Genomic DNA, 12,265 nt, shown 5'->3' on the forward strand with positions numbered 1-12,265 from the left:
CTGACAGATTCGTCTTATACTGGGAACAGAGGCAATGTAATGAATTCGTTCAAATCACTCTCACTTTTGGCATCAGCCATGTTCTTCAGTTCGTTGGCATCTGTTTCGTATGGGCAAGGTAATCCTCCGGGCGACCCACCGGGTGAAACTGAGTTGAATGAGCTAAGTTGCACTGATCCCATACCAAAGTACTTACGCTATGGCGTAAATCTTGACGGCGTGTATCAGGCAGATTGGGCATACATGCTTGGGCGACCTTGCTACGACGAGCGCCGACTAGATGACTTACTCATAGAGGCAGACTTTGTCAAGCTCCGTCTTGCTGGTTTTGAGCATGTTCGGATTCCGATTTCACCAGTGGCTTTCGGAGTCCATGACCAAACGGGCAAAGTCGAGCCAAGTTTCATATTTAAGAGAGAGGCTTCCGATCCATCCTTTAGCCCCGGTAATTGGCCAGTTGGATATCATATCAATGCCCAAGAGAATTTCGAGGCTCTTGCCGCCGACATCATTGCGGCACAAGCCCAAGGACTAGATGTCATTTTGGATTGCCATCCTTGGCTTGTGTCTCAAGCGCACTACGATTATGAGTGGAAAGGCGGTGCTGGAACAACGAAGCCACCATCGGGGACTTTCTTAGAAAATTTCTGCACCGATGGCCCCATGCCAATTCCGATCACTCAAAATCATCCACTACCAAAGTTTTGGTCCTCATTTTTGGCGGAACTTAGAATTCATCTAGACGTTCTTGAAAATCCGCTCTGCGGAGGAAATGTGTTTCAGGGCATTCACTTTGAAGTTTTGAATGAACCGATGGTGAATTTTTGGGGGCAAATAAGTGAAACGCAGTATGGTCCGCGATACTCCGAGGGTGCGTCGAATACATCTCTGGATCCTGCGATTGATCGACAGTGGAAGTTCGATCAACTGGCCAACTGGAAAGCAATCCAAGCCCAAGCAATAAAGGCTATTTACACTGAGGTCGATCCGGAAGGCAACCGGATTATTGTGTCGACTCTCACGAATCTTGTTGATAGTTTTGGCGAGCAAAAGCGGCAACCACTTGTCCCTGGAACGCCAACTTACCAATTCACACCGTACAGCCCCAGCGAAATGACGGCGATTGGGTGTCCAGAAAGTTACAGCCGGCGACTGATTTATGCCTATCATCCGTATTTGCCATTCAAGTACACGCACAAAGAACCGATAGGCGGAATCGCACCAGAGTATCTAAAAAAGCGAGATTACGGCGACAATTTTGTTGCTCCCCATACCTCATTTTTCTATCGCGATAATATCCTGGAAAGTGAGAACTCCAGCACAAGAACGAAGGCGATGCCCTACATGTTTGATTGGGTCGGCTCCTACGATAACCCCGCAATTATTGCAACGGAATTTGGCGTCATAAAGCGTGATGGAGACCCATACGCGGAACCGGACCCTGTACCCACAAATCCTACTACGCTGGACGTAGACGACTGGCAACGATACAAATGGCACTATGACTTGCGCACTCTAATGGAGGCTCACAACTCTGCATGGACAGTCTTTGGATATACCAGTACTTGGGGCGTGACTGGCAGGTTTGTCTATCTTGAGCGGTTTAAACTCAACGAAAACCCAATATATCACCGAAGTATAACCCGAAATGGCGGGGGAGTGATTCATCCGATGATGATCCAGGCTCTCTTCAGTGATACCAGACCAAGTGACGGTAATGATGACTAATCGAATTCTGTCCTTGGGGCTTGTTCTTGCATCAAGTTTCTCTCATGCATTGACTTGGTCAATGCGTGAAGTCAACGTGCCGGGACAAACCAATCTCAGGATCACCGGAATCAATAACTCTGGACAGATGTCTGCCCAGAGTAGCGATGTAAACTTTACAACTTCCAGCATTCACCGGATAAATATCAATGGGCAAGTCGAGTCCGCAACTGCCGGAAGTCTCCAGTATTTTGCTGTTCGCTCGGGCGGGATCAGTGAGGCAGGTGAAGTTGTGATCAACGGTGCGCCGCGTGCAGGAACAGGTGTAAAGCCAGTCGGTTATTGGACGCCAGGCGTAGGAGCAACAAGCCTAGTTTCTGTTGAGCCAGCTTTCTATAGTATCGGAACTTTCAATATGAACAGTTCCCATGTTGCAGTGGGCTGGGCGCAGTACACCGGACCTGACAGTTCAGTTCCCTCCGGTATGGCGATGGCGTTCTCTCCTACCAGCGGCGGTACGCTGAACCCAGGCTATTGGGACGGCGACAACATGGCCAGAGACATCGATGAAGCCGGAAACATTGTCGGATGTGTAAACCTAAATCCGATAATGTGGCGACCAGATGGAAGTTATGTTTCACTGGCCCAGCCGAACACGTATGGGTCGGCATGCAGCATCAATTCCAGCGGTCTCATTAGCGGCACACTGAACGATTCGGCCGGCAAACACCTTGCAATCTGGAATACATCTGGTCAGTTGCTCCACAAAATCTACATCGGCGATAAAGATTCAACGCCTAATCCACAGTCTGAGCAAATGTATATGAACGAGAACGGTGATGTGGTGGTAACTGTGCTCAAGAATGGTGCATTGCGCCACTGTTTTTGGTCGGAGTCAACAGGACTCCTTGACATCACCACGTCTTTCACCAACACCAGCGGTGGACGACTGAACATCATGGGGATCAACAACCGCAGGGAGATGATCGCTGGAGGCTATTTTGGAAACGCCTACAAGCAAAACCTCCTCCTCACCCCAGTGCCAGAGCCATCTGAGCTGATCGTTCTCGGGGTTGGGCTGGTGGGCGTCGTTCTCCGGCGACGCAAGAGAAAAGCAACCCGTTAGTTAGGGTCGCCGAGCTGACCGACGAGCACGACGTAGCCATCCGGATCCATGGCGCGAAGCTCGCCCGCAGGCATGTGGTGAGGGTGTGAAATGCCGAGCACGCATCCGTGACCAGCAAAATCGGCTTCCGACTCCGACAAGCCCGCGTCCACCAAATGCGCACGAAACGCCTTGACATCGGGGGCGTAGGTGTAGAACAAAACGGCCTGGATCGTGTGGTCAACCGGCCCGGAAGCCCGCGCCAGCATCAGCTTCTGGCCGCCGACTTCCATCATCGCCCAGAACGGATCATCGGCTGGCCCGTACACCGAAACGCAACTCATCCCCAGAATTTCGTAGAAGCGAATGGAGTTCTTCACGCTTGCGACGTGAGCATAGGGCGCAATCCCGGTGATCATCTTGTGGGTCATTCTACCCAGATTCTCAGCGGGTATCCTATGATTTCGAACTCAGAGGATTGAAAAACGATGCCTTACGTTGTCACAGAAGCTTGTATTGGAGTCAAGGACAAATCTTGCATGACCGTCTGCCCGGTGGATTGCATCTACGAAGGCGATGACATGGTGTTCATCCATCCTGACGAGTGCATCGACTGCGGACTGTGCGAACCTGAGTGCCCGGTCACCGCGATCTACGTTGATACCGACGTTCCTCCGAATTTCAAGAGCTATGTCGAGAAGAACGCGGTTGAAGCAGAGAAGCTCCGCAGCAAGTAATTCGGATTAGGCGGATTCGCGGCGGCTGACCAATGAATTGAATTGGTTGAGCCATTTTCCGGTGGTGATCCGGTCGTTTTGCCCGAGTTTGATTCCGATGCGATAGGAACCCATGCCGTCTTGCATCTCGCGGCAGTATTGCACCGTGCCATGAACTTGGAGCGTGCTACCTGGGCCTTTGATTTCCATTCGAACCACTGATCGCACTGTCACGCTGCGGCTCACGGCGATCGAAACTCCCGCCTTTGAGATATCCAGCACCATGCCCTTGAGCGGGCCATCCATATCCTGCATGTTGGCCAAGAACAACTCGGTGGCGATGCGCGCAGGCTCGGTGCAGTTGACAAATCGAAAATCGCCGTTGTTGCGGCAATGAGTTCCCAAAGCGTTGGTGGTAGACACCGTGCCCGAACCTAAAATTCGCTTATCGGGGCCGTGAATCTCGAAGATGACTGGCTCGTTGTCGCCGATGGTGGCGGGCACGTTGAGCAAAAACAACGAGTCTTCGGCGTCGATTGTCTTCACAACGGCGCTTAGAATTTTTCCGGTTGACAGCACCGTGATTCGTACACGCGTGCCTGCGACCTTGGCGAGCTCTTCTTGAGTCGTTGCCATCCCAAATAGGTTATATGGTCGAATTGAGGCTGATCTTTACTAAAACTGGTGTTTTGACCTGCCTTGCTGGGAGGGTCTAAACTGGGTTATCCTGTGGGTTAGAAGTGAACAACTACGAAGAGTTTTCTCGCGAAGAGCGCGCCGTTTACGATGTCCAAGAAAAATTCATCATGGAATGGGGGCGGATGAGCTCGAGCTGGGGCATCAATCGCACCATGGCGCAGATTCACGCGCTGCTCTTTATCACTGGCCGGCCGCACAATGTTGAGGAGATCATGGATCGGCTGAGCATCAGCCGCGGAAACGCCAGCATGAATCTGCGCGACTTGATGGATTGGGGCATCATCCGGCGGTTCCGGCGCAAAGGCGATCGAAAGGATATGTATCTGACCGATTCTGAGCCTTGGCAGATGGTCGCTCGGGTGGTGCGCGAACGCAAGCGCCGTGAGCTTGATCCGACGTCGAAAGTGCTTCAGGAATGCCTGGAGAACATCCCGCCGAATTCTCCAATGGATGAAGCTGAGCAGTTGCGCCATCGACTCGCAGGATTGTTGGAACTGTTCGCTTTGGTGGATTCGCTGTACGAACAGGTCTTTCGCAGCGATGAGACCTTCCGGCAAACGCTCAAGCTATTCGGCGCCAAAGAGTGAAGATTGAGGCCAAATGCGCCGAAAATTCACTCAAAGGTGAACCAATTTGGGCGTCCGCCAAAAGTCTTTTGCGTCTCAATCTGCTCCTGTTTTGCCCGTTCGCGATAACGTGCATTTCCCCCAGCTGATCAGCACATTGCTGGTCGGTCGCGAGATGAGTGCGCGCGCGGTCCATGCCGCATTGGGTGGTAACCAGCATGTTGTGGTGGTGGGGCAGCATGATTCTCTGGTCGAAAAGCCGAAGCCTGAAGACCTCTTTTCGATTGGAACCTTGAGCGAAGTGGTCCAGGTGATGCCAATGCCCGACGGCACTCAGCGCGTTGTATTGCGCGGCCTAAGCCGGGTGCGCTTGGACAAGCACGAGATGCACGATGGGCACTACTTTGCGTCGTTCGAAGTGCTGCTCGAAACGGATCGTGATGAACCGAAGGATGAAGCTCTTCGCCGGTCAGCCGTCGAGGAAATTATATCGATCGCCAACGCGGGCCGCGCGATTCCGTACGAAGCGCTGGAGCAGCTTCCCGAGATTCGATCCAACTGCTTGCTGGCGGATACCATTGCCGATTTGATGCCGATTTCAACGGCGCAAAAACAACAGATTTTGGAAGAGCTCGATAGCAGCGTCCGCATCGAAAAATTGGTCCAGCTGCTTGTGAGCGAACGTCAGCTGCTGGATATCCAAAGCGAAATTCGCGCTCGGGTAGAAGCTGAGCTCGGTAACACGCAGCGCGAATATTTCCTTCGCGAGCAGTTACGGGTCATTCAACAGCAACTCGGAGACGAAGCTGTCCTGAGCTCTGATAACGAGGGGCTTTGGGATCAGCTGGTGGCGAGCGGTTTGCCGGAAGAACAGCTTGCGAGAGCTCGTCAAGAGATTTTGCGGTTAGAGAGGCTCCCGTCGCAATCCCAAGAAGGCGGCGTTATTCGAAGTTATCTCGAATGCTTGGCGGACTTGCCTTGGCAAAAAGCCAGCACGTCAGAAATTAGTGTTAAAAATGCGGAAAAAATCTTGAATTCGCATCACTTTGGGCTTGATCAGATTAAGACTCGAATTTTGGACTTTTTAGCGGTGCGGCAATTGAACCCATCCATTCCTGGGCCGATACTGTGCTTCTCGGGGCCGCCTGGTGTTGGAAAGACGAGCTTGGCGAGGTCGATCGCGGAGGCTCTGGGTAGGAAATTCATCCGAATTTCTGTGGGCGGCGTTCGTGATGAGGCGGAGATCCGTGGCCATCGCCGAACTTATATTGGAGCCATGCCGGGGAGGATTATGCAGGGGATTCGGCAGTGTGGCGAGCGCAATCCCGTGATTTTGTTGGACGAGGTGGATAAGATCGCATTGGATTTGCGTGGCGATCCTACCAGCGCGCTGCTCGAAGCGCTCGATCCGGAGCAGAATTCTGCATTCAGCGATCACTACATCGAAGCACCGTTTGATCTGAGCCAAGTTTTCTTCATTTGCACCGCCAACGTACCGGAGCAGATTCCTGCCGCACTGCGGGATCGGATGGAGTTTATTGAGTTCAGGAGCTATACCGAAAGCGAAAAGCTACAGATTTCTGAGGATTTTCTCATCCCTCGTGCGAGGGACTCACACGGGCTCAAGAAAAATCAACTTAAAATCAGCAAAAAATCCTTGCAGTCGATTGTCCGGTTGTACACGCGAGAATCCGGAGTGAGGCAGTTGGAGCGGTGCATTGCGACCATTGCGAGAAAAAATGCTCGAAAAATAGCTGAAAATGCAGAGGCTACTTCCATTTCGAACGACGAGTTGTTGCAACATGCATTAGGTAAGCCGGTCTTTTCATACGGGAAAAAGTCTAAAGCGGACGAAATTGGTTCGGTGACCGGATTAGCTTATACACCGTTTGGAGGGGACATTCTGCCAATTGATGTTAATCTAATGCCAGTGAGTGGTGCACAACCAGAGATTCTTTTGACGGGTTATCTCGGAGAAGTGATGAAGGAGTCTGCGATGGCGGCAGTGACCTATCTTCGCTCGACCCAACTTCACCCGAAAGATGAAGAATTTAGGTTCGACGTCCATCTTCACGTTCCAGATGGTGCGATCCCAAAGGATGGGCCGAGCGCGGGGGTTTCGATTGCTACAGCACTTGCTTCAGCACACCTCAAGCGACCGGTCAAGGCAGACGTTGCCATGACTGGCGAGATCACTTTGCGTGGCAAAATCTTGGCCGTGGGCGGTATCCGAGAGAAGGTTATCGCGGCGCATCGGTCAGGGATACGAACAATTCTATTGCCGAAAGATAACGAGCGAGACCTCGATGAAATTCCGGCAGAAATTGCAAAAGAAATCCAGGTGCATCTAGTGACACACCTGGACGAAGTATTCGCTTTGGCTCTGGCTTAGCCCTCGGACGATTCGTACTTTTGCTTCAACGCCGCGACCACGGTGGGGTCGTTCAATGTCGTTGTATCTCCTAGTTCTCGACCCTCGGCAACATCTCGAAGCAGTCGCCGCATGATTTTGCCACTTCGAGTTTTCGGAAGCTCGGAGGTGATAATGATGTCGTCCGGCCTCGCCACCGGGCCGATCTTGTGTGCGACGTGTGTCTTGAGATCGTTTACCGTTCGGTCATCCACGAGATAGGTCGACTTGATCACAACAAAGGCACAGATTGCCTGACCTTTGAGTTCGTGAGTTTTGCCGATGACGGCCGCTTCAGCCACGCCCGGATGGTCAACCAATGCGGATTCGACTTCCATGGTGCTGATGTTGTGCCCAGCGACGAGCATGATGTCATCGACTCGACCGAGCAGGAACAAGTAACCATCTTCATCAAGCTTGACGCCATCACCAGGGAAGTACTTGCCTGGGAATCGCTCCCAATAGGTCTTCTTAAAGCGGTCTGGATCGCCCCAAATTCCGCGAAGCATTCCGGGCCATGGGTGAGTCAATGCAAGAATTCCGCCGATCGCGTGCTCAGGCTTTTCAACATGACCGCTGATCTCGGTGAGCACTTTACCGTCCTCATCGACAATCGTCGCGAAGATTCCAGGCAACGGACGGCACGCAGAACCCGGCTTGGTGGTAGTAATCCCCGGCAATGGCGAAATCATGATGTTCCCGGTTTCCGTTTGCCACCAGGTATCCACGATGGGGCACTTTCGCCAACCAATCCACTTGTGGTACCAGACCCAGGCCTCGGGGTTAATCGGCTCGCCGACGGAACCAAGGAGCCTGAGACTGCTGAGATCGCAATTCTCGGGATAGTGGGTGCCCCACTTCATAAAGGTCCGAATCGCAGTTGGAGCGGTGTAGAACACGGTGACCTTGTGCTTCTCGATCAGCTTCCAGAATCGGTCCTTGTCTGGCGTGTCTGGTGCGCCTTCGTAAACGACGACGGTCGCGGCATTTGACATCGGGCCATAGACAACGTAGCTGTGGCCAGTGACCCAGCCGCAATCTGCGCTGCACCAGTAGATGTCGAATGGCTTCAGGTCAAACACCCATCGGCTGGTGGCATTGACGCCGGTCATATAGCCGCCGGTAGTGTGCATGATGCCTTTTGGCTTGCCGGTCGAGCCACTGGTGTATAGAATAAACAGCAGGTCTTCGCTATCCATCGACTCGCAAGGGCAGTCTGTGGACTGTTGTGGAACGAGGTCGTGCCAGTAGAAATCTCGGCCAGCCACCATTGTTCCCGCGTTGAAGGTGCCGTCGCCAATTCTGCGAAGAACGAGCGATTTTTCAATGGTTGGACAGCCCAGTGCTAGGGCGTCATCCACAGTCTTTTTGAGCTCGACAACCTTGCCGCGTCGCCATCCACCATCTGCAGTGATGATGACCTTTGCACCAGCGTCATTGACGCGCTCGTGAATCGAATCCGCGCTAAACCCACCAAAGATCACACTGTGCGCCGCACCAATCCTCGCGCAGGCGAGCATTGCAAAACAGAGTTCAGCGACCATTGGCATGTAAATGCACACGCGGTCCCCTTTTTGCACGCCAAGAGATTTTAGGGCGTTGGCCAGGCGTTGAACTTCGGCTAGCGACTCTGCGTACGAGTAGTGGCGAACATCGCCCGGTTCGCCTTCAAAAATGATGGCGGTTTTGTCGCCCAGTCCTGCTTCGACGTGGCGATCCAGACAGTTGTAGCAAGCGTTGAGCTTTCCTCCGATAAACCACTTGGCATCAGGAAGGTCCCATTGCATCGGCTCGGTCCACTTTTCGAACCAGTCGAGTTGTTCGGCTTGCTCTTCCCAGAAGGCTACTGGGTTCGCGGCAGCGCGGGCGTACAGCGACGCATCCTTGACGTTTGCCTGGTGCCGGAAAGCTGCTGGCGGTGCGTAGAGGCGAGATTCTTCAAGAAGTGTATTGATTGTTTGGTGATCAGTAGGATTTGACAACAGCGTCTCCCTCATTCGTGACAAGATAATGAGTACATCCCATTTTAACCAGGGAAAGGCTCTAGAAACATGATCCTCCGCGTAGACAAGCAAAACTTCGCCGATGAAGTGAAATCGAGACTGGCCGTAAACGAGGTTTACGTACAGCCTCGTGGACGACGAACCGAGGTCACGGCGTCCAAGCCTGGCGCAGGATTGGTGATCGCCTCTAAATTCCCAGAGTCGGTGACGCTGGCAACGCGAACTCTGGAAGAAGCGGGATTCGTCGTTCGGGAAGGGCTGTGGGCGGATTCGATCGAGGACCTAGAGCACGACGAGCGCACGCCGTTCGTGCTGGCAGTGGCCTACAAGAGTGAGAACGGGGCGCCTGGAATCTGGGTCGATGCGGACCATTACGAACGATCGCATGGAGAAGTTCTCCGTAGGATGTTTGAAGAGTTCGTGGAGAATGGGGAAGTGAAGGAGACCACCTTCGACGAGTTTGTGAATGCGATTTCTGCGAACGTGGTGGTGCTCAGTCCACACGAGATCGAGTCGTTTGCCGAGAGAAACCTTTGCTAAAGTTGCAAGAAAATCGCAAAATATTCAACAAATATTCCTAAAGATTCCCCTATAATATCGGTTAGGAGCGTGGTTCTTCGCCAATGTCTACCGGATTCACTCAATTTGTTGGCATCGATAACTTAACGCCTGGCACTCAGGAGGCGCGGCATATCCCTCCTATCACCAATGTCGCCGTCGGAAGCCCTCGGCCCCGGGCTGTGGTGCTCGTTGATGAGCCGGTGAAGCGTCATTGCATCGTTCGGCGGTACATGGCGCAAGGCTACCGAGTGGTGTCGGGATCGATCAAGGACTTATGGCTTTACCGCCAGGTGTTTCCCAGGGCGACTTTTGTGTTTTCCGAAATGCACCCGCTTTGCTCGGCGATGGTTGAGTCTTCACAAACAAAATGCCACCTCGTGACGGAGTCAATCGAGGTGGCAGAGCTCGCTTATGCGATGGGTGCTCAGGCCGTTATCGGCCCAATCCACCCTGACTAAAGCGCATGGCCACGTTTACGACGGATAAGAGCGCTGAAATCACCGTCACCACAATCGCGACTGTTTTCAAGGTGCTTCCGGAAGGATTTCCACGTGCGATTTCTTTATCTGCACCTTTGATCGCCAAGTAGCCGAAGATTGGCCAGCAGCAGCACAAGGTCAGTACGATGAACGCGTAAACCTTGTTCGTCTCGGATGGCGAATTATCTATTGGTCCACCCATTGGACCTCGTGGATATGGTGCGCCTCCACCTGATGGTTGATTGGAGAATGCGCCTGGTGCCGACGGTGCTTGATAGGATGGTGGGTTGCTCGGCATTTGAGTTACCGGCTTGGGAACATTTAGTCCTGGCACATCCGCACCCATTACGCGCGCACCGGTGGCCGCGTCTTCGAGCTGGGTCTGAGCGGTCACGCGCCCTTCCAACGCCCACTGATTCAACGTCGCCAAGTCGGCTGGGCCATATTTTTGCCCTGTCGCCATATCCACAACAAAATACTGATTCATGTTTTGAGTCCCCTCTGGGTTCAAGACGCAACAACACTCAAGTTGGATGCACGCCGACTCGATGCTTGGGAATTGGGCGAGATTCTGACCGCACCTCCCCGAGGCCACGCCCTCGTGGGATTCGCTCCGCTCCCCCACTCCGCCTCGGTGCGGTCAGCGTGGCTAGGCAATGTGAGTTCTTGGCGAAAATCAGTAGGTGATCGGCTATCATGCGGTTCTGTATGGGGAAAGAATTTGCAAGTACTTCTGAATCCTCCCCGGCAAAAACAGAATTGAATTCTTATGAGACCTACATTGCGGTTTTGCTTGGCGTCGAAGTCAATTCACTCCATCGCTGGTCCGCAAAATTCGCAAATCTGAGGAGGAGAATCAGAGCAGTAAATGCCTCGTCCTCTGACAAGGCGGTGTTGGCACCATGTGCTGACTCGTCTCGCCAATAGTGGAGCAGGCCAGTGTAGTTCGCAAGACTGCTGGTTACAACACCATTTTGATTTGCAAGTATGATTCGTTCGATTTTGCTTCTCCCGCTTCCAGTTCGATATTGCTTTAGGACTTCTTCTTCGTTTCCAAGTCTCGCAATGGCAAGAGCAAGCAGGATAGATTCCGTCGCCGCTCCACACATTGCGCAACATGCAAAGTAAATTCTCGCCTGATAGCATGCCAGGGCCTCCTTGCTTCTCGTGAAAAACCCACTTCCAAATCTGGTTGAGTGAGAATAGAGCAATTGTGAGAATCTACTATGTTCATTGGGTAAACACTCATGCAAATTAGTTTCAGATAACCATTTGCGACCAAACTCCGTGATCGAGAAGTCTGCCCCGATTGTGCGTGTTGAAACTTGTCCGTTGTCCTGCATTGGATAACTTGGATTCGGACTTAGCACGCCGCGAAGTACAAGGTGCCAGGCTGCGGCATAAAGTGGTTCTGAGTTTTTCTTTAAATCGGTTCGTGCTGAGAACATTCCTTGACCCGAGTGCTCCTTTCGAAGCCTCTCGAATTGCTCATCGCACAATAGTTTTACAACTTCTGGAATATACAGGTCGGCAGATGATGAAAAACGCGAATTGGTCCCAACTTGAAGGCATCGACTTCGAAGAAATGTTATTACATGGACCAGGGCACATTCTTCGGAGAGTTCCGGCAAATGAATTGTCAAGTGCATTGAGTGATTTTAACAAATGGAACTGATGTGAAAGTGGAAAAACTAACAACAGGATCGATTGTTTTTGAATTTGAGAAGAACTCTGTTCTGCAAATTCGATTAATGTAACATTCGATGTTACTCTCCAATCACCAGCTGATTACTGCTCCTTGTGATAGCCATCCGATATGGGAAAAATGCCCATACGTCCCCGTTTCGGAAAGCGTTCTAGGCGGGAAAATGGCGGAGAGGGTGGGATTCGAACCCACGGTACCTTGCGATACACCGCATTTCGAGTGCGGCGCACTAGACCACTATGCGACCTCTCCGGGCCGGGCAAATTATATCCAAAAATAGGCGGATTCTGCCAAGGCAAGCATCGACCGCGCGT

Annotated in this window: 12 protein-coding genes and 1 tRNA gene; 7 read left to right on the forward strand and 6 right to left on the reverse strand. The window is 52.3% G+C overall.

The window, feature by feature from the left end:
- Positions 1-39: 39 nt before the first annotated feature.
- Both J0L72_07835 and J0L72_07840 read left to right on the forward strand, forming a co-directional pair.
- Complete coding sequence (locus J0L72_07835) at positions 40-1,728, forward strand: cellulase family glycosylhydrolase (GenBank protein MBN8690687.1); 1,689 nt, start codon at positions 40-42, stop codon at positions 1,726-1,728.
- A 61-nt stretch (positions 1,729-1,789) separates the two neighbouring features.
- Positions 1,790-2,833, forward strand: a complete 1,044-nt coding sequence (locus J0L72_07840; protein ID MBN8690688.1) for a PEP-CTERM sorting domain-containing protein — start codon at positions 1,790-1,792, stop codon at positions 2,831-2,833.
- Here J0L72_07840 and J0L72_07845 read toward each other — a convergent pair.
- Positions 2,830-3,243, reverse strand: a complete 414-nt coding sequence (locus J0L72_07845; protein MBN8690689.1) for a hypothetical protein — start codon at positions 3,241-3,243, stop codon at positions 2,830-2,832. The genes J0L72_07840 and J0L72_07845 overlap by 4 nt on opposite strands.
- Before the next feature lie 57 nt (positions 3,244-3,300).
- Between J0L72_07845 and J0L72_07850 the strand changes: the two genes are divergently transcribed.
- Positions 3,301-3,549 carry a 4Fe-4S binding protein gene (locus tag J0L72_07850; protein MBN8690690.1) on the forward strand — a complete coding sequence of 83 codons (249 nt, stop codon included), beginning with the start codon at positions 3,301-3,303 and terminating at the stop codon, positions 3,547-3,549.
- Positions 3,550-3,555: 6 nt separating this feature from the next.
- Here J0L72_07850 and J0L72_07855 read toward each other — a convergent pair whose 3' ends face one another.
- A complete protein-coding gene (locus tag J0L72_07855; protein ID MBN8690691.1) occupies positions 3,556-4,164 on the reverse strand; it encodes a PilZ domain-containing protein in 609 nt (202 codons plus the stop codon).
- Between the two features lie 104 nt (positions 4,165-4,268).
- Between J0L72_07855 and J0L72_07860 the strand changes: the two genes are divergently transcribed.
- Together J0L72_07860 and lon are read left to right on the forward strand one after the other, a co-directional pair.
- On the forward strand, positions 4,269-4,814 hold the full coding sequence (locus J0L72_07860) for a MarR family transcriptional regulator (protein MBN8690692.1): 546 nt from the start codon (positions 4,269-4,271) through the stop codon (positions 4,812-4,814).
- 109 nt (positions 4,815-4,923) lie between these two features.
- Complete coding sequence (gene lon / locus J0L72_07865; protein MBN8690693.1) at positions 4,924-7,185, forward strand: endopeptidase La; 2,262 nt, start codon at positions 4,924-4,926, stop codon at positions 7,183-7,185.
- Here lon and acs read toward each other — a convergent pair.
- Positions 7,182-9,200: an acetate--CoA ligase gene (gene acs, locus J0L72_07870; GenBank protein ID MBN8690694.1), complete on the reverse strand. Its 2,019-nt coding sequence runs from the start codon at positions 9,198-9,200 to the stop codon at positions 7,182-7,184. The two genes, lon and acs, sit on opposite strands and share 4 nt — an antisense overlap.
- Positions 9,201-9,254: 54 nt before the next feature.
- Between acs and J0L72_07875 the strand changes: the two genes are divergently transcribed.
- Positions 9,255-9,746, forward strand: a complete 492-nt coding sequence (locus J0L72_07875) for a hypothetical protein (protein MBN8690695.1) — start codon at positions 9,255-9,257, stop codon at positions 9,744-9,746.
- Between the two features lie 83 nt (positions 9,747-9,829).
- Complete coding sequence (locus J0L72_07880; protein ID MBN8690696.1) at positions 9,830-10,225, forward strand: hypothetical protein; 396 nt, start codon at positions 9,830-9,832, stop codon at positions 10,223-10,225.
- Here the strand turns inward: J0L72_07880 and J0L72_07885 are convergent.
- From J0L72_07885 to J0L72_07895, 3 genes are all read right to left on the reverse strand, one after another.
- Positions 10,200-10,733 carry a hypothetical protein gene (locus J0L72_07885; GenBank protein MBN8690697.1) on the reverse strand — a complete coding sequence of 178 codons (534 nt, stop codon included), beginning with the start codon at positions 10,731-10,733 and terminating at the stop codon, positions 10,200-10,202. The genes J0L72_07880 and J0L72_07885 overlap by 26 nt on opposite strands.
- 289 nt (positions 10,734-11,022) lie before the next feature.
- Positions 11,023-11,895 carry a hypothetical protein gene (locus tag J0L72_07890; protein ID MBN8690698.1) on the reverse strand — a complete coding sequence of 291 codons (873 nt, stop codon included), beginning with the start codon at positions 11,893-11,895 and terminating at the stop codon, positions 11,023-11,025.
- A 220-nt stretch (positions 11,896-12,115) separates the two neighbouring features.
- Positions 12,116-12,203 (reverse strand) — tRNA-Ser (locus tag J0L72_07895).
- Between the last annotated feature and the right edge of the window lie 62 nt (positions 12,204-12,265).

The sequence above is a fragment of the Armatimonadota bacterium genome, from assembly GCA_017303935.1.
Classification (GTDB): Bacteria; Armatimonadota; Fimbriimonadia; order Fimbriimonadales; family Fimbriimonadaceae; genus JAFLBD01.